At 66.1% G+C, this 24383-nt stretch carries 18 protein-coding genes; 4 read left to right on the forward strand and 14 right to left on the reverse strand.

The window, feature by feature from the left end; translation table 11 throughout:
• On the forward strand, positions 1-243 hold a 243-nt coding region (locus B5X73_RS14170; RefSeq protein WP_139382793.1), incomplete at its 5' end, for an integrase core domain-containing protein.
• Between the two features lie 70 nt (positions 244-313).
• Here B5X73_RS14170 and sppA read toward each other — a convergent pair.
• Together sppA and B5X73_RS14180 are read right to left on the reverse strand one after the other, a co-directional pair.
• The gene (gene sppA / locus B5X73_RS14175; RefSeq protein ID WP_254857310.1) at positions 314-2140 is read right to left on the reverse strand and encodes a signal peptide peptidase SppA; all 1827 of its coding nucleotides are present in this window, start codon (positions 2138-2140) and stop codon (positions 314-316) included.
• A 146-nt stretch (positions 2141-2286) separates the two neighbouring features.
• Positions 2287-3675: an MATE family efflux transporter gene (locus tag B5X73_RS14180; RefSeq protein WP_079522269.1), complete on the reverse strand. Its 1389-nt coding sequence runs from the start codon at positions 3673-3675 to the stop codon at positions 2287-2289.
• An 87-nt stretch (positions 3676-3762) separates the two neighbouring features.
• Here B5X73_RS14180 and B5X73_RS14185 point away from each other — a divergent pair, with 87 nt between their 5' ends.
• From B5X73_RS14185 to tal, 3 genes are all read left to right on the forward strand, one after another.
• The gene (locus B5X73_RS14185; RefSeq protein ID WP_079522271.1) at positions 3763-4935 is read left to right on the forward strand and encodes a DUF3667 domain-containing protein; all 1173 of its coding nucleotides are present in this window, start codon (positions 3763-3765) and stop codon (positions 4933-4935) included.
• 371 nt (positions 4936-5306) lie between these two features.
• The gene (locus B5X73_RS14190; RefSeq protein ID WP_079522273.1) at positions 5307-7481 is read left to right on the forward strand and encodes a primosomal protein N'; all 2175 of its coding nucleotides are present in this window, start codon (positions 5307-5309) and stop codon (positions 7479-7481) included.
• An 88-nt stretch (positions 7482-7569) separates the two neighbouring features.
• Positions 7570-8523: a transaldolase gene (gene tal, locus B5X73_RS14195; protein ID WP_036109799.1), complete on the forward strand. Its 954-nt coding sequence runs from the start codon at positions 7570-7572 to the stop codon at positions 8521-8523.
• Between the two features lie 68 nt (positions 8524-8591).
• Here tal and B5X73_RS14200 read toward each other — a convergent pair whose 3' ends face one another.
• The 12 genes from B5X73_RS14200 to B5X73_RS14255 form a co-directional block, all read right to left on the reverse strand.
• On the reverse strand, positions 8592-10013 hold the full coding sequence (locus tag B5X73_RS14200) for a coniferyl aldehyde dehydrogenase (RefSeq protein ID WP_079522275.1): 1422 nt from the start codon (positions 10011-10013) through the stop codon (positions 8592-8594).
• 98 nt (positions 10014-10111) lie between these two features.
• Positions 10112-11605 carry an efflux transporter outer membrane subunit gene (locus B5X73_RS14205; RefSeq protein WP_254857302.1) on the reverse strand — a complete coding sequence of 498 codons (1494 nt, stop codon included), beginning with the start codon at positions 11603-11605 and terminating at the stop codon, positions 10112-10114.
• The gene (locus tag B5X73_RS14210) at positions 11592-12767 is read right to left on the reverse strand and encodes an efflux RND transporter periplasmic adaptor subunit (RefSeq protein WP_079522278.1); all 1176 of its coding nucleotides are present in this window, start codon (positions 12765-12767) and stop codon (positions 11592-11594) included. Before B5X73_RS14210 ends, B5X73_RS14205 begins: the two co-directional genes overlap by 14 nt.
• Positions 12757-15957, reverse strand: coding sequence for an efflux RND transporter permease subunit (locus tag B5X73_RS14215; RefSeq protein WP_079522280.1), 3201 nt, complete (start codon positions 15955-15957; stop codon positions 12757-12759). The genes B5X73_RS14210 and B5X73_RS14215 overlap by 11 nt, the downstream gene beginning before the upstream one ends.
• Before the next feature lie 80 nt (positions 15958-16037).
• Positions 16038-17411 (reverse strand): sensor histidine kinase, encoded by a 1374-nt coding sequence (locus B5X73_RS14220; protein ID WP_254857303.1) that lies wholly within the window; start codon positions 17409-17411, stop codon positions 16038-16040.
• Positions 17395-18075 (reverse strand): response regulator transcription factor, encoded by a 681-nt coding sequence (locus tag B5X73_RS14225; RefSeq protein ID WP_079522281.1) that lies wholly within the window; start codon positions 18073-18075, stop codon positions 17395-17397. The genes B5X73_RS14220 and B5X73_RS14225 overlap by 17 nt, the downstream gene beginning before the upstream one ends.
• 82 nt (positions 18076-18157) lie before the next feature.
• Entirely contained in the window at positions 18158-19018 is an 861-nt protein-coding gene (gene rpoH / locus B5X73_RS14230; RefSeq protein WP_036109786.1) for an RNA polymerase sigma factor RpoH, read from the reverse strand.
• 241 nt (positions 19019-19259) lie between these two features.
• Entirely contained in the window at positions 19260-19967 is a 708-nt protein-coding gene (gene ung / locus B5X73_RS14235) for a uracil-DNA glycosylase (protein WP_079522282.1), read from the reverse strand.
• Positions 19964-20803: a response regulator gene (locus B5X73_RS14240; RefSeq protein WP_051943227.1), complete on the reverse strand. Its 840-nt coding sequence runs from the start codon at positions 20801-20803 to the stop codon at positions 19964-19966. Before B5X73_RS14240 ends, ung begins: the two co-directional genes overlap by 4 nt.
• A 15-nt stretch (positions 20804-20818) precedes the next feature.
• On the reverse strand, positions 20819-21799 hold the full coding sequence (ftsX, locus tag B5X73_RS14245; RefSeq protein WP_036109781.1) for a permease-like cell division protein FtsX: 981 nt from the start codon (positions 21797-21799) through the stop codon (positions 20819-20821).
• Positions 21796-22473: a cell division ATP-binding protein FtsE gene (ftsE, locus tag B5X73_RS14250; protein ID WP_036109778.1), complete on the reverse strand. Its 678-nt coding sequence runs from the start codon at positions 22471-22473 to the stop codon at positions 21796-21798. Before ftsE ends, ftsX begins: the two co-directional genes overlap by 4 nt.
• A 132-nt stretch (positions 22474-22605) precedes the next feature.
• Entirely contained in the window at positions 22606-24369 is a 1764-nt protein-coding gene (locus B5X73_RS14255; protein ID WP_079522283.1) for a DEAD/DEAH box helicase, read from the reverse strand.
• Positions 24370-24383 lie beyond the last annotated feature (14 nt).

A 24383-nucleotide genomic window follows, 5' to 3' on the forward strand; every position in this document is an offset into this window, starting at 1 on the left:
CATCTGGCCCGGCACGGCATCGTTCAAAGCATGAGCCGAAAGGGGAACTGCTGGGACAACGCCGTCGTCGAACGCGTCTTCCGAAGCCTTAAACAGGAGTGGTTCGGCGAGGAAACCTTCCCGACCCGAGCTTTGGCATCACAAGACGCGATCGACTATCTGGTTCGCTATTACAACCACGAGCGCCTGCACTCCGCGCTCGACTACCGCCCGCCAGCCGAGTTTGAGAGGATGGCGGCTTAACGCTCCTATGCGTGGTCCTCAAATACCCGGCCACTACAGCCTTGCGCGCGATGCCCTTATCGCCGTGCCATCACCGTGGCGAACAGAAGCAGTAAGCGTAAACGTTAGGCTTGCCCGCCTCCGCCGTGCGGAACAACGCGAACTCCGGCGCCAGCTTCGGCAGCATGGCCACCCAGGACGGCAGGCGCATGCCCCACGAAAGGGCGACACGCGTTTCGGCGCTGTCGCCGACATTGGTGAGGAAACGCTCGACCGCGCCCATGGGCTTCTCGGCGTAACGCACGTTGAAGTCCTTGCCCAGATGAGCTTCCTGCGCGGCATCGTTGATGGCGTCCTCCAGGCTGCCGAGCTTGTCGACGAGACCGCGATCCAGTGCCTGCTGGCCCGTCCAGACACGTCCCTGCGCAATCGCGTCGATCGCGGCGAAATCCTTGCCGCGCGCCTTCGCCACGTTGCCGACGAAGTCGCGGTAACCCTTGTCGATGATGCTCTGGATCAGCATGCCGACCTTGGGATCGAGCGGACGCGTCACGTCGAACGCGCCCGCCAGCGGGCCCGTGGCGACGCCATCGCTCTTCACGCCGATCTTCGCCAGCGTGTCGGGCACGGTGAAGAACATGCCGAAGATGCCGATCGAACCGGTGATGGTGTTGGGCTCGGCATAGATCCGGTTCGCGTTCATCGAGATCCAGTAGCCGCCACTCGCGGCGACGTCGCCCATCGAGACGACCACCGGAATACCGGCGTCGCGCGTGAGTTCGACTTCGCGGCGGATCTGCTCCGCCGCATACACCTCACCGCCCGGCGAATTCACGCGCAGGACCAGCGCCTTGGTGCGACGGTCGTTGCGCACGCTGCGAATGAGCGCCGCGGTGGAATCGCCGCCGATGGTGCCCTGCGCCTGCTTGCCGCCACTGATCTCGCCCTCGGCGACGACCACGGTCACGCCATCGCCGGTCTGCAGCACGTCGATATTGGACAGGCCGCGATCGGCGAGATAGCCACCCAGGTCGACCTGGCGGAAGCCCTGCTCTTTCTTGCCGGCGGGTACGCCCTGCTTGCGCAGCATGTCGACGAACTGCTGCTCCGTAGCGATGCCGTCGACGAGTTTTTCCTCGACGGCGAGATCGGCAAGGCTGCCCCTGGCGTCGCGGACGCGCTCAGCCAGCCCGTCCACGTCACCGCGCAGCGTGGCGGGGTCGAGGTGGCGACGCGCGGCGACTTCGTCGATCCAGGTGGACCAGAGGCCGCCCAGCCAGAACGCATCCGCTTCTTTCGATTCGGGCGACGCGTGATCGAGGATGAACGGCTCCGCCGCGCTCTTGAACTGGCCGACGCGGAACAGGTGCACCTGCACGCCGAGACGGTCGAGCAGGTCCTTGTAGAACAACCGGTAGTTGGCCAGGCCCGTAGCCATCACACCGCCCTGCGGGTCGATGTAGACCTTGTCGGCGTGCGACGCCAGGTAGTACTGGCCCTGATCGAGATTGGCGGCCCAGACCAGCACCGGCTTGCCCGACGCACGGAAACGGTCGAGCGCGGCGCCGACTTCGCGCAGCGCGGCGAAACCGCCGGCCTGGATGCGATCCGGACGCAGGACGATACGGCTGACGTGATCGTCCGTGGCGGCCGCGTCGATGGCGCGGACCATGTCGCGCACCTGCACCTGCTTCACGCCGTCGCCGGACATGCGGCTGAGCGCGCGTGACAGCGGATCGGCGCTGTACTGCTCGACCAGCGCGCCCTCGGGCGCGATCACCAGCACCGTCTTGTCGTCCACCCTGGCGTTCCGGCCGCCAAGGAAGAGCGCCAGCAGGAACACCGCCAGCAGACCGAAAAAGAGCACGTTGATGATGATCAGGCGGGTGACATTGATGCCGCGGCCGAGCCCGCGCATGAAACGACCGAAGCCACCACCGCGACGCGGCGACGGCGCGGGACGGGAGCGATCCGGCAGGGGCGGCGGCACGGCGTCGTAGCGATCCGACATCTAAGCGATTTCCTTGATGATTGAGTGCAGCGTAGCGCGTCGCAGGGCCTGCATCACGTGTGGATTGGCACAGGCGTGGCGTTGTCGGGATCGTCGCGCCAGCGGCCGCTCGCGCTGCTGCGCCAGAACCGCGCGAAGAGCAGGATCGCTGCCATGCTCAGGCCCGCGATCAGCCCCATCCACATGCCGCGCGCGCCCAGCCCCTGCGGAAAGGCGAGCCACCAGCCGATCGGCATGCCGACGCCCCAGTAGGCGAACAGCGTGATGCCCATCGGCACCCGGGTGTCCTTCAGTCCACGCAAGGCGCCGTTGGAGGCCACCTGGATACCGTCGGAGAACTGGAAGAACCCGGCGAGGATCAACAGCTGGGACGCCATGGCGATGACCGCGGCGTCGCTCGTGTACAGGCGGGCGATCGGGCCGGGCAGCGACAGCATGATGCCGGAGGAGATGAACTGCGTGACGAGCACCAGCGTGATGCCGGACATGCCGGCATAGCGCACGCCCGCGGCGTCACGGCGGCCGGCCGCGTTGCCGACCCGCACCGTGATCGCCATGGACAGGCCGAGTGGAATCATGAAGGCCACCGAGGCCACGTTGAGCGCGACATGGTGGCCGGCGGTAACCGTCTCGCCAAGCCGTCCGATCAGCAGGGCCACCGCGACGAACAGGCCCGCCTCCATCAGCAAGGTCACGGCCATCGGCACGCCGATGTGCAGCAGCTGGCCGATCTGTTTCGCGCTGGGCGGCGCCATCCGCTGACGCAGGTTGAGGTCGCGGTAATTGCGGTGACGCCAGACGTAGATGCCGAAACCGAGCATCTCCAGCCAGAGCACGATCGCCGTGGCGATACCGCTGCCACGCGCACCCATCGGCGGAAAACCCAGCTTGCCGTACATCAGTACGTAGCCCAGCGGCGCCAGCACGAGCAGTCCGCCGAAGCTGAAGTACATCGAGGGTCGGGGCATCGACAGGCCCTCGGAGAGTCCGCGCAACGCGAAGTACGTGGTGAGGGCCGGGGCGGCCCAGCAGATGGCGTGCAGGAAAGCCCGCACGTCGGCCCGCATGGATTCGACCACGCCGAACAGGTCCATCAAAGGCGAGGCGTTCCAGACCGCGATGCCCAGCAGCAATCCAAGACCCCACGCGATATACAACGCCTGGTGGAACACCGCGCCGACCTCACCCCGGCGACCGGCGCCGTCCAGCTGGGCCACGGTGGGCGGCACGGCCATCATGGTGCCGATGCCGGTGACGATGGCCAGGACCCAGATGTTGGCACCCGTGACCACCGAGGCCTGCGTATGCGCGCCCTGGTGCCCGGCGAGCACGGCATCGACCACATTGGTGCCGATGGCGGAAAGCTGCGCGGCGATCATCGGCAGCGCCAACCGGACGGTGGCGCCGATCTCGCGGCGGGCGCGGGCGCGGTCGAAGGACATGGGAGGGCAATGGCGTGTGGGCCGCCCATTGTACCGGGCCGCGTGCGATGATCCGACCCCGTCAGGGGACAATGGGGAACTCACGGAATGAAAGAGCTCGAGCCGTCGCCCGCGCTGCTGTGCGCGAACTGCTCCGCGCCGCTGCGGGGCGCGTTCTGTCACGACTGTGGCCAGTCGATCAAAAGCGTGCTCCAGCCGGTCTCGCACATGCTGGAGGATGCCGGGGACATCTTCTTCCACCTCGACGAGCGCATCGTCCATACGCTGCCACCGCTGTTTACGAAGCCCGGCTTCCTGACCCTTGAGTATTTCTCCGGGCGGCGGGTGCGCTATATCGCGCCGTTCCGGCTGATGTTCGTGTTCTGCCTGCTGGCTTTTTTCCTGCTCCACCTGGCCATCGGCGACACGAAGTTCGGCAGTAACGACGGCAAGCCCGTCGCGGCGGATTCGATGGACGCCTTCGCCGCGGCGAAAACGCCGGACGAGGTGCACGCGATCTACAAGGATCAGGTCCGCGAACTCCATGAGTCGCTGGATGACCCGGAGACCCCGGCCGCGGCCAGGGCGGGCATGAGCGCCCTCTACGGCGTCGTTCGCAACGCCGCCAACACGCGCCTGACCGAACTGAAAGCACCTCCGATCGAACGGCAGGCCGACGAGCCGGCGTCCGATGTGCGACGGAGTGGCGAGGAGCGGGTCGACAGCTGGTTCGGCAACCACGCGAAGATCGACGTCGCCTGGCTGCCCGGTGCCGTCAACCGGCGCCTCGACGCCGCCTTCAGCCACTTCAAAGCCAACCTGATCCCTGTTCTCAACGGCGGTGCGCAGCGTCAGGAGGCCATGCATCGCATCCTCGAGGGATTCTTTTCGGTCCTGCCTCAGGCCATGTTCGTCATGGTCCCGCTGTTCGCCCTGATCCTGAAGGTGTTCTACGCGTTTCGCCGCCGGCTATACATGGAACACGTGATCGTGGCCCTGCACAGCCACGCTTTCCTGTTCCTCTCCCTCATTGCGCTGACGCTGCTGGGGCTCGCGAAGGAGCCGGTCCGGTCGCATCTGGCGATCGGCGGCAGCGCGATCGGGCTGGTCCAGTTCGCCATCTGGGTGTGGATGCCGCTGTACCTGCTGATCATGCAAAAGCGCGTCTATCGACAGGGATGGCCCATGACGATCGTAAAGTACTGGCTGATAGGCAGCGTCTATTTCTGGCTACTGCTCTTCGTCATCACCGTCGCCTTCGTTATCGGCATGACGCATTAGGACTATTTCCTAAGTAGAGAAGGGTTGTGCACAGGCGGAGTGGCGCCTTCGCATTTGTCAAGGTTTTGCGGACGCCCGCTGAACGATCGTGACAAGCAATTTGCAACTAATTGATTCATAAGTACATTTCAGCTTGGTTAAAATGTACGCAAGCTAACCCGGAGGGCCCAACCATGCGCCTTGGACCCCCTCCATCCGAAGCTCATCCACAGAGTTATCCACAGAGCCTGTGGATAACCTCGAAACCCTCCCGACGGCGGGCACTTACTCGCGATTCCTCTTCCCGGAGGTCTCAATAGGTCCCAAACCCATGGCGCCGTGGTCAATCATTGACCAGCAAAATCGGTACACCCCGGTAAACTAGGGCCGGCATGACACTCGTTCTCCGCGTCGCCTTACCCGTCCCTTTGCTCACCCTGTTCGACTACCTGCCGCCGGCGGTGGGCGAAGCGCGGGCGGGATCGCGCGTGCGGCTGCCTTTCGGTAAGGGCGAGATGGTGGGCATCGTGGTGGACCCGGCCGCCGAAGCCGCCGTGGGTGTGAAACGGCTCAAGCGGGTCAGCGAGGTACTGGACGATGCGCCTCTGCTCGATGCCGAGCTCATGGCCACCCTGGCCTGGGCGGCGGATTACTGGGCCGCCGCGCCGGGAGAGGCCTTTTCCAATGCCCTGCCCCTCGCCCTGCGCGAGCCGCGCGCCCTTCCCGCGACCGGGCGTGAAGTCTGGTCGCTGACCCCGGACGGGCAGGCGGCGCGCGAGGCGAAGCGGCGCAAGGGTGGCTCCGCCGCTTTGCTGGACGCCCTCGCCGGGGGCCCGCGTGCCGCCGACGAGCTGGGACTGGCGCTGCCCGACTGGCGGGCCGCCGCGCGTCGGCTCGCCGAGGCCAATCTGGTCGAACGGCAGGAGATCGAGGAAGCCGTCGCTCCGAACAGCCCCGCCCCCGGCCCGGCCCTCAGCGAGGAACAAACCGCCGCCGTCGCCGCCATTGGCGAGGGCTTTGGCGGCTTCCAGCCTTACCTCCTCGACGGCGTGACCGGCAGCGGCAAGACCGAGGTGTACCTCGCGCTGATCGAACGCGCGCTGGCGGAGGGCAGGCAGACCCTGCTGCTCGTTCCCGAAATCGGCCTGGCGCCGCAGACGGTGCGCCGACTGCGCGAGCGACTGGGCGTCGCTATCGAAGTACTGCATTCGAACCTGGCCGAGGGTGAGCGCGCGCGCGCCTGGCTGCGCGCCCGCAACGGCAGCGCACGTGTGGTGCTGGGCACCCGCTCGGCGGTGTTCACACCGTTGCCGTCGGCCGGACTGATCATCGTCGACGAAGAGCACGACGCCTCCTATAAGCAGCAGGAAGGTTTCCGTTACCACGCCCGCGACCTGGCCCTGGTGCGCGCCCGTGCCCACGGGGTGCCAGTGGTGCTCGGTTCGGCGACGCCCTCCCTGGAAACGCTCGGCAACGTCGCGACGGGTCGCTACAGGCGCCTGGTGCTGCGCGGCCGCCCCGGCGCCACGCAATCGACCCGGGTGCAGATCGTCGACATGCGCGCCCAGCGGCTCGACCACGGCATGTCGCCCACGTTGATCAACGCCGTCGCCGCCTGTGTCGGTCGTGGCGAGCAGGCGCTCGTGTTCCGCAATCGCCGCGGCTACGCGCCGGTGCTGCTCTGCTACGACTGTGGCTGGCACGCGGACTGTCCGCGCTGCGACCGACCGATGACGCTGCACGCGGGCCGTCGGCGCCTGATCTGCCACCACTGCGACAACACCGTGCCGGTGCCGGCGGTGTGTCCGTCCTGCGGATCGGCCAACATCAGCCCGCAGGGCCAGGGCACCGAGCGACTGGAAGAAGCCCTCACCGAACGGTTTCCCGAGGTGCCCGTGGTTCGCATCGATCGCGAGACCACACGGCGCAAGGACGCCTTCGGCGACATCCTCGACGGCCTGCGCGAAGACAAGCCCGCGATCCTCGTCGGCACGCAGATGCTGGCCAAGGGCCACGACCTGCCCAACCTGACGCTCGTCGCCATCGTGGGTGTGGATGAGGGCCTGCACAGCGTGGACTTCCGTGCGAGCGAGCGGCTGGCACAGCTGGTGGTCCAGGTCGCCGGCCGGGCCGGCCGGGCAAGCAAGCCGGGCAGCGTCCTGCTGCAGACCCACCATCCCGATCATCCGATGCTCCATGCGCTTCTTCGCGGCGGCTACGGCGCGGTGGCGACGGAGTTGCTGGAGGAGCGCCGGCTGCTCGAGCTGCCACCGTTCGCCCATCAGGTGCTGCTGCGCGCCGACGCGCACGGCCGCGCGGAGGTCGACGAGTTCCTCGGCCAGGCCAACGCCGTGCTGGGCGATCCGGGCGACCTGCGTGTGGCGGGGCCCATGCCGGCCCCCATGCCGCTCAGAGCCGGTCGTCATCGCGGCCAGCTGCTGGTCGAGGCAGGCACACGCGCGCGCCTTCACGCGTTTCTGCGGCCGTGGCAGCAGGCGCTCACCGCGCTGCCCGCGGCACGCAAGGTGCGCTGGTCGCTGGACGTCGATCCGATCGATCTGTACTGAGATTACTGAATCGATACCTTCGGATGCCTGTCACTTCACATCGAACGGCGCGACAATAGGGGTCTCATCAGGTAACGGAACTCTCAACGTGACCACTCAGCTCGAGCAACTGCGCAAAATCACCACCGTCGTGGCCGACACCGGCGACATCACCGCCATCGCCAAGTACAAGCCGGAAGACGCGACCACCAATCCGTCGCTGCTGCTGGCCGCCGCCGGTATCCCGACCTACTCGGGTTACATCGACGAAGCCGTGCAGTGGGCCAAGAGCCAGAGCAACAGCCGCGACCAGCAGCTGACCGATGCCAGCGATCGCCTGGCCGTGCTCGTGGGCCGCGAGATCCTCAAGATCGTCCCGGGCCGCGTTTCCACGGAAGTCGATGCCCGCCTCTCCTTCGACACGAACGCCTCGATCGAGAAGGCCAAGCGCCTGATCGGCTTCTACGAAGACATCGGCATCGACAAAGAACGCATCCTGATCAAGCTCGCCTCGACGTGGGAAGGCATCCGCGCGGCGGAGAAGCTCCAGAAGGACGGCATCAACTGCAACCTGACGCTTCTCTTCAGCTTCGAACAGGCCGTGGCCTGCGCCGAAGCCGGCGCGTTCCTCATCTCGCCGTTCGTCGGCCGCATCTTCGACTGGTACGTCGCCAATACCGACAAGAAGACCTACGAGCCGGCCGAAGACCCGGGCGTGCAGTCGGTCCGTCGCATCTACGACTGGTACAAGCTGCATGGCTACGAGACCGTCGTCATGGGCGCCAGCTTCCGTAATATCGGCCAGATCCAGGCCCTCGCCGGTTGCGACCGCCTGACCATCTCGCCCAACCTGCTGAAGGAACTGGAAGAGAACAACGACGACCTGCCGGTCGCGCTGAAGGACAGCGGCCGCCGGGAAGACAAGCCGGCCAGGCTCGACGAGGCCAAATTCCGCTGGGGCCACAACGAAAACGCGATGGCCACCGACAAGCTCGCGGAAGGTATCCGCAAGTTCGCGGTCGACCAGCGCAAGCTCGAGGCACTGCTGGGCGCGAAGCTGTAAAGCCACGCGCGACCGGGTGTAAGACGAAGGGGCCGCGAGGCCCCTTCTTTTTGCCCGTCGCCCGGTATCTACCGGCGGATCTTGAGAGAGAGCAGCCGCTTTATCGTCGTGCCATACGGCGGCCTGAGCATGGCCGTCACGTCGAAGCGGGCCTGTCGGTACACCGACCGCGCGTGGCTGAAGGTGAGAAACCCGTCGTGCCCGTGGTAGGCACCCATGCCCGAAGGACCGATGCCGCCGAAGGGCAGATCGTCCATCGCCAGGTGCATGACGGTGTCATTGATCGTGACGCCTCCCGCGACCGTCTTCGCCAGCACACGCTCCTGCTCCCCGGTGTCGTTGCCGAAGTAGTACAGGGCCAGCGGTCGCGCATGCGCATTGATGTAGTCGACCGCACCATCGATGTCGTCATAGGGGAGGATCGGGAGCAGCGGCCCGAAGATCTCGTCACGCATGATGTCCATCGAATCGTCGGCGCCCAGAACCACCGTTGGCGCGATGCGGCGATCGTCGAAACGTTCGTCGCCCCTGCCGAGCACCCGTAGCGTCGCGCCTTTCGCACGCGCGTCGTCGAGGTACCCGAGCAGGCGGCCATGGTGACGCTCGTTGACGATGGACGTGTAGTCCGGATTGTCTCGCAGCGTCGGAAACATCGATGCGACCGAGCGTGACAGCGCATCGACGAAAGCATCGACGTGCTTGCGCGGCACCAGCGCGTAATCGGGCGAGACGCAGACCTGACCGGCATTGAGTGTCTTGCCGAACAGAAGTCGCCTCGCGGCGAGTTCGAGATCGGCGTCGCGTCCTACGATAGCGGGAGATTTTCCGCCAAGCTCCAGCGTCACCGGTACCAGGTTTTCCGCCGCGGCGCGCATGATGTGCTTCGCCACCGATGTCGCGCCGGTAAACAGCAGGTGATCGAAGGGCAGACGCGAAAACGCTTCGCCGACGTCGGAGCCGCCCGTGAACACCGCGACCTCCGTCTCATTGAAGGCCTTGCCGATCATTCGCTGCATCAGTGCCGACGAACGCGGTGTGAATTCGGAAGGTTTGATCATCGCGCGGTTACCCGCTGCGAGGATGCCTGCGAGAGGCGCAAAGGTGAGATTGAACGGAAAATTCCACGGCGAGATGACGCCGACGACGCCCTTGGGCTGATAGTCGATCCAGGCACGCGCGCCGATCAGCGCCAGCGGCGCGGGCGAGACAGGACGTCGTTCGCGCCGCATCCACCGACGCAGATGGCGCTTCGCGTGCTTCAGCGGCTCGATGGACGCGGCGACGTCGGTGAACATCGATGCGTCGACACTGCGATGACCGAAGTCCTCCCGGAGCGCGTCGGTGATGTCGCTGGCGTGGTCGACGAGCAAGCCGATCGCGCGATCGAGGCGATCGATGCGTACCGACGCCGAGGGAGGGCCTTCGGCGAGCTGGGTGGCTTTCTGGCGCTGCAAGGTATCGAGCATCAGCCTAGTGTAGGAGCGCGCCATGCGCGCGAAAAGCCTACGCAGCGGTGAAGAGGTACGGCTTCACCGCTGCGTAGGCTTTTCGCGCGCGAGGCGCGCTCCTACGGGGCCGCGTGACCGCGTCAGGTCGTCGACCAGCCACCACCCAGCGCACGGATCAGCTGCACACTGGCCCGGAGCTGACGCGTCTCCAGATCGATCACGCTACGCCGTGCGTCCAGCGCGGTCGTCTGCGCCTGCACCACGTCGAGGTAGCCCACCGCGCCTTCACGGTACCGGTTCAGCGACAGGTCGACCGAACGCTGCGCCGCATCGGCGGCGGCGCGCTGGTCGTTCAGCGCCGAGCCGAGATCGCGCAACAGCGTCAGGTTGTCTTCCACCTGCGCGAACGCATTCAGTACGACATCGCGATAGCGCGCGCCAGCTTCATCGGTCGCTGCCTGTGCCTGCGCCACGACCGCCTTGCGGCGACCGCCGTCGAACAGGTTGAGCGCGAGCGTGGGGCCGATCGCCCAGAAACGGTTCGGTGCGGTGGCGATGCTGCCCCACGCCGAGCTTTGCCAACCGCCCTGTGCGTCCAGCGTCAGCTGCGGGTAGAACGCCGACCTGGCCACACCGATACGCGCATTGGCGGCGGCGGTACGACGTTCCGCCGCGGCGATGTCGGGACGACGCTGCAGGATCACCGACGGCACCTCGACCGGAATCGTCGGTACCTTGACCTGCTCATCGTCGGTGGCGAGCTGGAAGCTCGACGCCGAGTCACCGACGAGGACGGCGATGGCGTGCAACACCAGCGAACGCTGTGCCTGCGCCTGGGTCAGCTGCGATTTAGCGCTGGACAACTGCGTCTGCGCACGCGCGACGTCGAGACCGGAAGCGATACCCCCTTCATGGCGCGATTGCGTCAGGTTGAGCGCCTTCGCGAAGGCGTCGATGCTTTCGTTCAGCACCTTGATCTGACGATCGAAGCCATTGAGCTGGAGGTAGCTGTCAGCCAGCTGCGCCTGAAGACTGAGGCGTGCGGAGGCGAGATCCGCCGCGGATGCCGCCTGCTCCGCCGTGCCCGCGGTGACGGTGTCACGCACGCGACCCCACAGGTCGATCTCGTAGTCGAGCTGCGCGCCGATGGTGTACGAGTTGTAGTAAGTCGGCGACGTGGCGCCGCGAAGCGGACGCGTGTCCGACTCGCGGTTACGCGTGCCGTTACCGTTCAGGCCGATCTGCGGGAACAGCCCCGCACGGACCTGGCGCGTGAACGCCTCGGACTGTTCGTAGTGGGCGAGTGCGGCCGCGAGTGACGCGTTATTCGCGACGAGCTTTGTCTGCAGGTCATTCAGGCGGCTGTCGCCGTAGAGCTTCCACCAGCCGTCGCGATCGAGGTGATCGGCGGGCCTGGCTTCGGTCCACGGCGATTCCGCGTTGGCGTATTGCGGGGCGACGGGGACGTCGGGGGTCTTGTACGCGGGTGCGAGGGAGCAGGCTGACAGGCCCAGTGAGACCACGAGGCCGGCGAGGATCGATCGTGTCGGGGAGCCTTCACCGAAAGGATTGGCTCCCATCACGGCCCGCATGGCCAGGCCGGTCCGCTGCCGTGTGGAATCACGCCTTGGCATGGTCGGCTTCCGCTTTCTTCGGCGCGTTGACGCGGACCGTGTCGCCATCGGCGAGGCCGTCGGGCGGACTCTCGATCAGCCGGTCACCCTTCGCGATGCCCGAGCCGAGCTGCACGGTCTTGCCCATGTCGCGCGAGATGGTGACGTCCTTGAACTTCACCTTGTTCTGCGCATCGAGCACCGCCACGCGCAGGCCCTTCTCGTCGAAGACGAGCGCGCTTGCCGGCACGTTGAAGAGTGCCACGTTGCCGGGAAGGTCGAACGTGACGCTCGCGTACGCACCCGGCAGCAACTTGCCGTCCTGGTTGTCGACGGATACCTGCACCAGCGTGGTGCCGGTCGCCGCGCTGATCGACGACGACGACGATTCGACCGTACCGGTGAAGGTCTGACCGGGGTATTCCGGCACGGTGAGCTTTACCGTGGCGCCCTGCCTGATCGACGGCGCGTAGTTCTGCGGCACGTTTACGTACATGCGCAGCTTGCGCGTGTCCGACACGACGAACAGTTCCTGGCCACCGCCACCGGCGTTGATCAACGCGCCGACGTCGGTCTCGCGCGCGGTCACCGTACCGTCGAAGGGCGCGGTCAGCTTCGCGAAGCCCTTGAGTGCCTGAATGCGTTCGAGGTTCGCCTGCGCCGCGGTCGCCAGCGCGTGCTTGGCATCGTAGTCACCGGTCTTCTCGTCGACTTCCTGTTTGGAGACCGAATCCGAGTCGCGCATGGACTGCCAGCGCTTCGCCGTGGTCTGCGCCAGCGCCTCGTTGGCACGCGCACTGGCGAGATCGGCTTTGGCCTGGAGCAGCTGCTGGTCGAGATCGGGGGTCTCGATCTCGGCGAGCACATCGCCCGCTTTCACCTTCTGGCCGATGTCGGCCTTCCAGTATTTCAGGTAGCCGCTGGTACGTGCGTAGATGGGCGCGCGGGCATAGGCCTGCAGGCGACCGGGGAGGTTCAGGTCTCCACCGCCCTGCCCGCCTTCCGGGCTGACCACGTTCACCGTGGGCACGGCCTGATCGTCGGTCCACTCGCGCAACTTATGCGAGTCGTTGGCGCGAGTGGCGACGCCGGCGACGACGATGGCGAGAACCACGATCGCAGCGATGATGCCAGCGAGACGGAGACGGCGCGGCGGAGGGGTGTGCAAGGTATCAGGCGACATGGACGGGCTCTCCGGAATTCGCCGGGGTGGGGGACGGGTGACCACGACGCGCGTGGATCATGCTGAAGACGACGGGCACGAAGAACAGCGTGGCGGTGGTGGCGAAGATCAGGCCACCGATGACGGCGCGGCCGAGCGGCGCGTTCTGCTCACCGCCTTCGCCCATGCCGAGTGCCATCGGCGCCATGCCGATGATCATCGCCAGCGCGGTCATGAGGACGGGACGGAAGCGGACGAAGCCGCCTTCCAGCGCCGCGGCGGTCGCGTCGCCGAGTTCGGCGAGCCGCTCGCGACAGAAGCTCACGACCAGGATGGAGTTGGCCGTGGCCACACCCATGCACATGATCGCGCCGGTAAGCGCGGGCACCGACAAGGTCGTATGCGTGGCGAACAGCATCCAGATGATGCCCGCGATGGCGGCCGGGAGCGCCGTGACGATCACGAAAGGATCGCTCCACGACTGGAAGTTCACCACGATCAGCAGGTAGATCAGCACGATCGCGCCGAGCAGACCGAAGATCAGGCCGGAGAAGGCGCTGTTCATCGTCTGCACCTGACCGAGCAAGGCGGTGCTGGACGCTTTCGGCAGGAACTTCTTGTTCGCGTCGATCACTTTCTGGATGTCCGCGGCGACCGCACCGAGATCGCGATCCTGCGTCGTCGCGAAGATCTCCACCATCGACTGAATGTTGTACTGGCTGACCACCGAACTCGACGTCGTGCGCGAGACCGTGGCCAGGCCGCCGAGGACCTGCGAGCCACCATTGCCCGTGCTCGGGCTGATCGGAACGTTCTCGAGGTCCGGCAGCGAGTCGATGCTGTACTGAGGCGTCTGCATCACGATCGGATAGGACACGCCGTTCTGCGGATTGAGCCAGAACGTCGGTGCGATCTGACTGGAGCCGGCCAGGTTGACGCCCAGGCTGCTGGTGACGTCACGCTCGGTGATACCGACCTGCTGCGCACGACTGCGGTCGACGTCGACCTTCAGCGTCGGGCTGGCGTTCGATTGCTGGATGCGCGCATCCGCCACGCCCGGAATCTTGCGGATATCGCGCAGCAGTCGGCTGGCGTAACCGAAATTGGCGTCGAGGTTCGGACCACGCACCTGCAGGTCGATGGGTGCGGGCGAGCCGAAGTTCAGGATCTGACTGATGATGTCCGCCGGCGGGAAGGAAAACGTCACGCCGGGAAACTCACGCGGCAGCTTCTCGCGCATCTCGCGCACGTAGTCGGCGGTGGGCGCGTGCCCCTCGTTGAGCGCGATCTGGATGTCGCCATCCTGCGAACCGACCGTACCCGTGTTGTTGTACGTGTTGTTGATGCCCGAGGAGGACAGGCCGATGTTGTCGACGACGGTGCCGAGCTCTTCCCTGGGCACGATGCGGCGTACGGCGTCGGTCACTTCGGCGAACAGACGCGCGCTCTCCTCCACGCGCGTGCCGATCGGCGCGCGGACGTGCATGAGGATCTGCCCCGAGTCCACCGAAGGAAAGAAGTTGCGACCCAGCATCGGCACCAGCGCGAAGGACAGCACGACGAAACCCATGAACCCGATCACGAACGCCTTGCGATGATCGAGGGCCAGCCGCAGCAGTCCGTGGTAGCTCTCGCGGATCTTCTCGAAGCGCGCTTCGAAGCGACGCTGGAAACGCACCAGGGGATTGCGCGACGGCGCCTTGCCCTCGCCGTGGGGATCGTCGTGATCGTGCGGATGAAGCAGATACTTCGCCATCGTCGGCACCAGCGTGCGCGAGAGAATGAACGAGGCGATCATCGCGAACATCACCGCCTCGGCCATCGGCACGAAGAGGAAGCGGGCGACGCCGTTGAGGAAGAACATCGGCACGAAGACGATGCAGATGCACAGCAACGAGACGAAGGCCGGGGTGACGATCTGCGCCGCGCCGTCGAGGATCGCGGTCTCCACGTCCTTGCCCTGCTCGAGATGCCAGTTGATGTTCTCGATGGTCACCGTCGCGTCGTCCACCAAGATGCCGACGGCGAGCGCCAGGCCGCCCAGGGTCATGATGTTCATGGTCTCGCCGATCGCCGAGAGTGCGGCGATCGAGCCGAGGATCGCCAGCGGAATCGATGTGGCGATGATGACCGTCGAGCGCCAGCTGCCGAGGAACAGCAGGATCATCAGACTCGTGAGCGCCGCCGCGATGATGCCCTCGCGGGCCACGCCCTCGATGGCCCCGCTGACGAACAGGGACTGGTCGCCGATCGGTGCGATCTTGAGATTGGCCGGAAGACCGTCCTTCATTGCCTCCACGCGCTCCTTGATGCCGGCGATGATCGCCAGCGTGGAAGCGGAACCGTTCTTCAGCACCGTCATCAGCACCGAGCGGTTGCCGTCGACGTGGACGATGTTGGTCTGCGGCGGCGATCCGTCGCGCACGTTGGCGACGTCGCGGATGAACACGGTGGCACCGTTGACCGTCTTCACCGGCAGGTTGCCCAGTTCGTCGATCACCGAGGGCGAGTTGTTGAGCTGCAGGGTGTATTCGTACTTGCCGATCTTCTGCGTACCCACCGGCGTGATCAGGTTCTGCGCCGCGAGGGCGTTGGCCACGTCCTGGGCCGACAGTCCGCGGGCCTGCAAAGCCGGCGGATCGATGTCGATCTGCACCTGGCGCGTCTTGCCGCCGAACGGATACGGAATAGCGGCGCCCGCCACCGAGGTCAGCTGGGGTCGGATGATATTGAGGCCCAGATCGGCCAGGTTCTGCTCGGTCAGGCCGTCACCGGAGAGCGCCAGCTGGATGATCGGCACCGTCGAGGCGTTGTAGTTGAGGATCAGCGGTGGTGTCGTACCCGCGGGCAGCTGGCGCAGCAGCGTCTGGGCCACGGCGGTGACCTGCGCGTTCGCCGTGCGGATGTCCACCGTCGGCTGGAAGAAGATCTTGACGATGCCGAAGCCCTGGATCGAGTTGGCCTCGATGTGCTCGACGTCATTGACCGTGGTGGTGAGCACCCGCTCGAAGGGCGACGACACGCGGCCGACCATCTGATCCGGCGGCAGGCCGGTGTACTGCCAGACCACCGCGATGACGGGAATCTTGATGTCGGGAAAGATATCCGTCGGCGTGCGCAGCGCGGCCAGCGGACCCACGATGAGGATCAGCAGGGCGAGGACGACGAAGGTATACGGTCGCGAGAGTGCGATCCGGACGATGCCAATCATGAGGGACGGATTCCGTGCGCGAATGTTGCGTCGCGGCGAATTTTGCGCCCATGACGATCGTCGTCGTAGTTAAGATTTGTTTATGAGCTTACGACCGGGGGGCAGGTGACTGAAAACACAGCGCCTTTTTCGTCCCCACCGACCGACAGCGAGTACCCGTGCAGACGAACGATCGCGCTGACGATGGCCAGTCCCAGACCGCAACCAGGCTTGGTACGGGTTTCGTCCCCGCGGTAGAAACGACGGAACACCGCCTCGCGCTCGCCCTCGGGAATACCGGGGCCTGTATCGGCGATATCGATCCGCGCGTCGCCGGCGGCGTCGGTGGTCGCGACGAGGCGAACCGCCCCGCCGTCCGGGGTGAACTTGATCGCGTTGCCGACGAGGTTGGCGAACGCCTCGAACATCAGTTGCGGATCGCCTCGCAGCGGCGGCAGTTTGTCCAGCCGGATCTCGAAGGCCTGCCCGCGGTCCTCGGCGAGCGGCGCATAGAAGTCATGGACGTTGCGCAGGACCGCGCCGATGTCCAGTTCCTCGAAGCAGGCGCTGCGCTGGCGATCTTCCAGTTCGGACACGCGCAGCAGCGCGCGGAAGCGTCCCAGCACCGTATCGATCTCGGCGACGCACGCTTCCAGCTGATCGCCTTCGGGCGTCTCGGCGAACTGTTGCTGCAGACGGTAAAGCCGCGTGCGCATGCGCGTCAGCGGTGTGCGAAGGTCGTGGGCGATGTTGTCGCTGACGCCCTTGACCTCGCCCAGGAGGCGCTCGATTTCGCCCAGCGTGGTGTTGACCGTCGCGGCGAGCAGGTCGACCTCGTCGCCGCCGCGGCTCACGGGCAGACGCACGCTTAGGTCGCCTTCGCGGATGGGCTCCATGGCTTGCTGAATCGCACGGATGCGGCGGGCTGGCCCTCGTGCGATGAGCACGCCGCCCAGTACGCCCGGGATCAACGTGAGCGACAGGCCCCAGAGCAGGCCGCGCCGGATGATCGCACCGAGACCGTCGATCGTGGTGCTGTCCTTGATGACGACCAGGCGGCGTCCGTCGGGGAGCTGCCGCGTGATGCCGCGTGCCCGCATCGGCGCATCGCGCGAGGCATCCACCAGCATGGCCTTCACCGAGGTCACGGTGCCGTCCTCGCTCAGTTCATCCGGTACGCGGGCGATGTTGCCGGCGACGCGCCGGCCATGGGCGTCGAACAGGCCCACGCGCATGAAGCCCTGGACGTCGACCGCGCTGGCCGTCGCCACCGTATCTGGAAGGTTCCGCGCGTCGGTGCCTTCCAGATAATGGATGCGTGCGACCAGCATCTGGTCGACCACGCGCGACAGGTAGCGTGACGCCTCCCACTGCACCACGCCAAGCAACACGACGCACCAGATCGCGAACAGCGCCCCGTAGATGAGGATCAGTCGTGAGGTGGCGGAACGCCAGGCGTCAGTCAGCGGGCGCAAGGAGATACCCCGATCCACGAACGGTACGAATCAGAGGCGCCTGCCCCGTGCCGTCGATCTTGCGGCGCAGGCGTCCGATATGGACGTCGATCACGTTGGTGCCCGGATCGAAATGGAATCCCCAGACGTGCTCGAAGATCATCTGCCGTGTGACGACCTGACCGGCATTGCGCATGAGGAATTCGAGCAGGCGAAACTCGGTGGGCAGCAGCGTGAGCGGCTGACCGCCGCGCAGCGCGTTGTGCCTGACCAGGTCGAGTTCGAGGTCGGCGACACGCAGGCGGGTTTCGTTGGCGGCGGGCCGGCGACGACGCAGCAGCACTTCCGCTCGCGCGGCCAGTTCGTCCGGTGAAAACGGCTTGGTCAGATAATCGTCGCCGCCGGCGCGCAGACCGCGCACGCGTTCGTCGACATCGGACAGCGCGCTGATCATCAGCACAGGCGTATCGATACGTCGCTCGCGCAGCGCGGACACGATGTCGATACCGTCCATGCCGGGAAGCATGCGGTCGAGAGTGATGATGTCGTAGCCATCGGCCAGCGCGCGGGTCAGCCCGTCGCGGCCATTGGCCACCCACTCGGCCGTCAGGCCGTGAGCGCTCAGCTCCGCGACGATGTCGCGAGCGGTGACTTCATCGTCTTCGATGACCAGTGCCCTGGGCATCCGCTTGGACTCCTGACTCAAAGGGGAAACGGAAAACGGCCCCACGAGGGGGCCGCTCCGGATCTTACGCCGAACGGGGCACTCAGGCCGCGATGGCGACGCGCATCTTCTTCATCGCGTTCGCTTCGATCTGACGGATACGCTCGGCGGAAACGCCGTACTCGTCCGCAAGATCCTGCAGCGTGGCCTTGTTGTCTTCCGCCAGCCAGCGACGCTGGATGATGTCGCGCGAGCGGGCATCCAGGTTGCCGAGCGCCGACGACAGCGCGCCCATCTGGTTGTTGCTCGCGTCTTCCTCGGCGAGGTTGTCGTACGGGTCGGCGCCTTCGTCGACGAGGAAGGCGGCCGGTGCCGGCTTGTCGTCGTCATCGGCATCGGCCGGAGCTTCGAAGCCCACGTCACGACCCGACAAACGCGATTCCATCTCGCGGACGGTGGCTTCCGGGACACCCAGGTCGTGAGCGACGACACGGACTTCTTCGGCATTCATCCAGCCCAGGCGCTTCTTGCTCTTGCGCAGGTTGAAGAACAGCTTGCGCTGCGCCTTGGTCGTGGCGACCTTCACGATGCGCCAGTTGCGCAGGATGAACTCGTGCATCTCGGCACGGATCCAGTGCACCGCGAAGCTCACCAGGCGAACGCCCTGGTCCGGGTCGAAACGCTTGACCGCCTTCATCAGGCCGATGTTGCCTTCCTGGATGAGGTCCGACAGCTGCAGGCCGTAGCCGTTATAGCCGCGGGCCACATGGACCACGAAACGCAGGTGGGACATAACGAGCTGCTTGGCGGCGTCAAGATCGGCGTCGTCACGGAAGCGGCGCGCCAGCGACTGCTCCTCGTCAAGGCTGAGCACCGGGATGCGATGAACCGCCGAGATGTAGGAATCCAGACTGCCAACGACGCTCGGGAGCCCGTAGTTACGGGTAACGAGTGCTTGGGACATGTGTGGAACCTCCTGAAAGTCTGTATGCAGATTAGCAGTCCCGATGTGAGAGTGCTAAGTCAGCCCGAAGTTCATCGGTTAACTGTACGCTATGGTACAGAAATACCCCCGGCGTGTCCAGAGTCGGTGCCGGGGTGTTCAGGAGGCAGACGGCTCCCCGGCCGCGAAAACGCGGCGCCAAGGGCGTCTACGGCGGCTATGTGTCCGCCGTTGTTACAGTTATTGGGGCTTGAAGCTGACTTTAAAGGGCGGAGACCAAAGCGGCCTTTGGCGGCAGCGACCAGTCGATCGGCGCCTCCCCGCGCGATTCGAGGTACGCGTTCGTGTCAGCGAAGTGCCCACAGCCCAGAAAACCGCGATGCGCCGACAGCGGCGACGGATGCACGCTGCGCAGAACTTTGTGGCGCCTGGCGTCGATCAGCTGGCCCTTCTTCTGGGCATGGCTACCCCAAAGCAGGAAGACCAGGCCCTCGCGCTCGCCGTTGAGGGCGTCGATCGCCGCATCGGTAAACCCTTCCCAGCCCTTGCCCTGATGCGATGCGGCCTGCCCCGCTTCCACGGTGAGCACCGCGTTGAGCAACAGGACGCCCTGATCGGCCCAGGGCGTGAGGCATCCGTGGTCGGGGCGCGGTATACCGAGGCTGGCCTCGATCTCCTTGAACATGTTTTGCAGCGAGGGCGGCACGCGGACGCCGGGCCGCACCGAAAAGCTCAGGCCGTGCGCCTGTCCGGGACCGTGATACGGATCCTGGCCGAGGATCACGACGCGTACGCGATCGAAAGGCGTGTGCGCGAACGCATTGAAGATCTCGGGGCCGGGCGGGTAGATGACCTTACCCGCCGCCTTCTCCTCGCGCAGAAATGCCGACAGCGCCAGCATCTCCGGACGATCGAGGTAATCGCCGATCCGCTCCTTCCACGATGCTTCCAGCTTGACCCGCTCGTTCAACCTTCCGCCCTTTCACGCAGGTGTAGCGCCACCCGCAACTGGAACAACAGCTTCGTGATCAGCAACTTTTCTTCCACCGGCTTCTCGACGAGATCGTTCGCGCCGGCGCGCAGCAACGCGGCCTGGTTCGCGGGGTTTTCGTCGCCGGTCATGATCAGCGTGGGCAGCTGCCCCTTGCCGTAGCCGAACTCGTTGCGGATACGTTCCACGAGATCGCCACCGGTGAGTTCACCCTTGAGGCTGACGTCGGTAAGAACGATGTCGGCGCCCATGTCGCCGCGGGCCTTCGCCTCGTGCAGGTACACGATGGCGTCTTCGGCACTGATCACGTGGTGCACCGTCAGGCCGTACTTTTCCATCATGCGGCGCGTGGCCAGGGCGACCACACGACTGTCCTCGACGTAAAGCACCTCGCCCTCGGCACCGCCTTCCGGGCGCACGTAGCCACGGATGAATTCGGCCAGCGCGCCGAAGCCCAGTGACTTGTCGAAGTAGTCGGTGACGAACTCGCCGAGTTCCCGCCGATGAAGACGCTCTTCCACGTCGCCGGAGACGACGACGATCGGCATGTAGATCTGCGGCGCGGATTCGCGCACGAAGCGTGCGATGTCCAGACCGTCCATGTCGGGCAGCCGCAGCGCCACGGTGACGAAGTCGAAGACCCCTCGCTGCAGTTCGGCTTGCGCCTCCGCGCCGGTGGAGACGCCCACGATCTCGACGCCCGGCACCTCGGCGCTGACCACGCGCGAAATCAGCTGGCGGACGACCTTGGAGCCGTCGACCAGGAGAATCCGCGGCGCCGCGCCGGCAACGCCTGAACCGATGTGAGTCGCCACCCCAAATCCCCTTGTCTAGACCGCCGCGGCGCGACGGATCTGTCGTGCACTCACCAGACGGGCACCCAGCCAGCCGAGCAACGCGGCGGCGACGGGTACCGAAAGCAACAGCCACGCGGGCAACCCGCCGAAGCTCACACTGCCATCGTACGCGGCCGCAAGACGTCCCACCGGGCCGGCCATCGCAAGTTCGAGCACGACGGCCAGCACCACGGCCAGAACGCCGGCAAGAAACCCGAGCCAGATGCCCGCGTAGAGATAAGGACGGCGAACGAAGGGACGGCTGGCACCGATAAGCAGCAGCACACCGATCTCCGCGCTGCGGCTCTGGATATCGACACGAATGGTGTTGCCGACCACCAGAAGGGCCGCGACACCCAGCAAGGCCGCCAGCAGGCTCACCGCCCGCGTACCCACGCCAAGCAGCGCGTCGAGACGCTGGCGCCATGCGCCGGTGTCCTGAACCATGTCGACGCCCGGCGTGGCCTTCATCGCATCGACCAGGCGTCCGGCATCGTCAGCCGCCAGACCCGGCCGGGGCTGGACCGAGAGGACGTATGGGAGCGGATTGACGTCGAGGGACTGCAGGGAGCCGGAAAACCCCTGGACTTCGGCGAGCTCATCGAGCCCGTCTTTGGGCGTGCGAACGACGACGTCCGCCACTTCCGGGCGCCCGCGCAGCGCGGAGGCGGCGGTTTCCGCCATGGCCGCGTTCTGGCCCGGCTTCATGAAGGCGCTGATGGACTGGTTGCGGCCCAGCGCGTCGCCCATACGCTCGACGTTGCCGAGCAGGAGGTAAAACGCGAGCGGCAGAGCCAGGGCCACGCCCATGACGGCGACGGTCAGCAACGTGCTGAGCGGCCGGGCCGCCAGACGGCGCCAGCTGATCGACAGGCTCCAGGCGTGATGCTCGCGCCAGGCGCCGACCTTGCGCCCTTCGCTGCGCTGGGTCTTCGGCGGCTCCGGCGGACGACGGGATTCGCGAACGGTATTCATACGACCTCCGTCGCAGGCACGTCGGCCACCAGCTTGCCGTGGTCGAGTACGACCACCCGCTTCTTCATTCGCTTGATCAGCATGAGGTCGTGGCTGGCCACGAGGACGGCCGTGCCGACCTGCTGGAATTCCGCAAAGAGGGTCATGATTTCCATGGCCAGCTGTGGATCGAGGTTGCCCGTCGGTTCGTCGGCAATCAGGACCGCCGGCTTAGCGACGATCGCGCGCGCGATACCGACGCGCTGCTGCTCACCCGTGGACAGCGCCTCGGGCAGCTGTTTTTCGTAGCTGAGCAGGCCGACCTTTTCCAGAGCGGCGCGCACGCGACGCGACCGGTCGGCCGGCGCCACGCCGGCGATCACCAGCGGCAGTTCGACATTGGCGAAGACCGTGCGATCCAGGAGCAGGCGGTGATCCTGGAAGACCATGCCCAGCTTGCGGCGGATGCGCGGGATATCCGACGAGCGGACCGTGTTGAGTTTCTGGCCGTCGAGGGTGACGACGCCGTTGGTCGGCCGTTCGATCATGGCCAGCAACTTGAGCAGGGTGCTCTTGCCGGCGCCGGAATGGCCGGTAACGAAGGCCATTTCACCGGCCGCGACCTGGAACGATACATCGGTAAGGGCCTGGTGACCGCCCTCGTATCGTTTGCTCACCAGATCGAAACCGATCACCGCATTACCTGTTGGCCCGTTGGACCCCAGAGGATAAGGGATGTCGGGTGGGTTGTGCGGGGTGGAACGTGCCGGGCATGTGCCGGACGGGATGCAGGAGCGCGCGCGGGCGCGCTCCTGCCGGTCGTGGGTTTACCGGCCGCCGAACAACCGGCCGATGCGGCGGAAGAAACCGACCTTCTCATGCGTATGCGGTGCAGGCGCCGGAGCGGCAGCGGCAGCGGCCGGGCGGTTCGCTGCGACCTGACGCGACGGGCGGCTGCCCTGACGCGACTGACCATCCGCGTGACGCGACGGGGCGGCTGCCTTCGGGCCTGCGGCCTGATCGGTGGCGCCGCTACCCTCGACGGTCTCCACACCCTCACGCGCACCGCGGCCACGACCGCCACGGCGGCGGCGACGCTTTTTCGGGGCGCCGTCGGCAGCGATGGCCTCGGCAGCGGCCGGCAGCTCCTCGACCGACTCGGCAACGATCACGGTCTTTACCGGGACCTCCGTGGAGGCGGCGGTGAAGCCACCGACCGGGGTGTCCTCGCGCGGCGGGCGCGGGCGACGCTCGCGGCTGCCGGAGCGCTCGCCCGAGCGGGAACCGCCACGACCACCCTCCCGACCGCCACGACCGCCCTTCTCCGGCGGTGCGCCGCGCGTCGGGATGTGACCGCCCGTATCGTTCGGATCGTCGACTTCGTCCTGCACGCCGTCGGCGCGCGGGCGCGGCGCCGGCATCACCAACATCTTCGCTTCGATCGAGGCGGTCGGAATCTTCTGGTTGATGTACGTCTCGATGTCCGGAAGGCCCATCGCGTAGAGGTCGCAGGCGAAGCTGATCGCGTCGCCTTCAGCGCCCAGGCGGGCCGTACGGCCGATGCGGTGCACGTAGTCCTCGGCATCCTGCGGCAGGTCGTAATTGAAGACGTGACTGACGGCGGGAATATGCAGACCGCGCGCGGCGACGTCGGTCGCCACGAGCATGTCGATCTGGCCGTCCTGGAAACGCTGCAGCAGCTTCTGGCGCTTGACCTGCGGCACGTCGCCCGAGATGGCGCCGACACGGAAGTTGTGGCGCTTGAGACGATCGGTGATGCGCTCGGCGGCGGCCTTGGTGTTGACGAAGATGATGCTGCGCTCGGCCTTGGTCTCTTCGAGCAGGTTGAGCAGCAGCGGCATCTTCTCTTCCTTGGACGGGAAGTAGACGACCTGGCGGACGCGGTCGGCGGTGACGTTTTCCGTCTCGACGACCAGCTTTTCGGCCTCGTGCATGTGCTCGTAGGCCAGCTCCAGCACGCGATGGCTCAGCGTGGCGGAAAACAGCAGCACCTGACGCTGCTCGCGGGCCGGCAGGCGGCGGAAGATGAAGCGGACGTCCTTGATGAAACCAAGGTCGAACATGCGGTCGGCTTCGTCGATGACCATGACTTCGACCGAGCCGAAGCCGAACACGTCCTGCTTGTGGTAGTCGAGCAGGCGACCCGGCGTGGCGATGATGATGTCGCAGCCGTCGCGCAGCTGCTGGCGCTGCTTGTCGTAATCGACGCCGCCGTAGATGAGCGCGCTGCGCAGACCGGTGGCCTTGCCGATGGTCTGGAAGTCCTTCTCGATCTGGATGGCCAGTTCGCGCGTCGGCGCGATGATCAGGGCGCGCGGATCCGCGTCGCGGCGGTTGGGCGCGGCCGGATGCTTCAGCAGGCGGTCCATCAGGGCGACCAGGAAGGCGAAGGTCTTGCCCGTGCCCGTCTGCGCCTGACCCGCTACGTCACGGCCCGTCAGGGCGAGCGGCAGGGTCAGCGCCTGGATGGGCGTGCAGCGGGTGATGCCGGCGGCGGCAAGGCCCTGATGGAGAAGCGGATGAAGGTCGAGGTTTTCGTAGAAGACGTCGGTGAGAACGGTTTGGGACATAGGTATGGATGGCC

This window comes from Luteibacter sp. 22Crub2.1 (genome assembly GCF_900167995.1).
GTDB lineage: Bacteria > Pseudomonadota > Gammaproteobacteria > Xanthomonadales > Rhodanobacteraceae > Luteibacter > Luteibacter mycovicinus.

What these genes read in the sequence shown, in the direction of transcription:
- B5X73_RS14180 (WP_079522269.1), bottom strand. Translation starts at nt 3,675, where the DNA reads ATGTCCTTCGACCGCGCCCGCGCCCGCCGCGAGATCGGCGCCACCGTC.
- rpoH (WP_036109786.1), bottom strand. Translation starts at nt 19,018, where the DNA reads ATGTCCCAAGCACTCGTTACCCGTAACTACGGGCTCCCGAGCGTCGTT.
- B5X73_RS14255 (WP_079522283.1), bottom strand. Translation starts at nt 24,369, where the DNA reads ATGTCCCAAACCGTTCTCACCGACGTCTTCTACGAAAACCTCGACCTT.
- B5X73_RS14190 (WP_079522273.1), top strand. Translation starts at nt 5,307, where the DNA reads ATGACACTCGTTCTCCGCGTCGCCTTACCCGTCCCTTTGCTCACCCTG.
- B5X73_RS14225 (WP_079522281.1), bottom strand. Translation starts at nt 18,075, where the DNA reads ATGCCCAGGGCACTGGTCATCGAAGACGATGAAGTCACCGCTCGCGAC.
- sppA (WP_254857310.1), bottom strand. Translation starts at nt 2,140, where the DNA reads ATGCGCGGGCTCGGCCGCGGCATCAATGTCACCCGCCTGATCATCATC.
- B5X73_RS14215 (WP_079522280.1), bottom strand. Translation starts at nt 15,957, where the DNA reads ATGATTGGCATCGTCCGGATCGCACTCTCGCGACCGTATACCTTCGTC.
- B5X73_RS14205 (WP_254857302.1), bottom strand. Translation starts at nt 11,605, where the DNA reads ATGCCAAGGCGTGATTCCACACGGCAGCGGACCGGCCTGGCCATGCGG.
- B5X73_RS14200 (WP_079522275.1), bottom strand. Translation starts at nt 10,013, where the DNA reads ATGGCGCGCTCCTACACTAGGCTGATGCTCGATACCTTGCAGCGCCAG.
- ftsX (WP_036109781.1), bottom strand. Translation starts at nt 21,799, where the DNA reads ATGAATACCGTTCGCGAATCCCGTCGTCCGCCGGAGCCGCCGAAGACC.
- B5X73_RS14210 (WP_079522278.1), bottom strand. Translation starts at nt 12,767, where the DNA reads ATGTCGCCTGATACCTTGCACACCCCTCCGCCGCGCCGTCTCCGTCTC.
- B5X73_RS14185 (WP_079522271.1), top strand. Translation starts at nt 3,763, where the DNA reads ATGAAAGAGCTCGAGCCGTCGCCCGCGCTGCTGTGCGCGAACTGCTCC.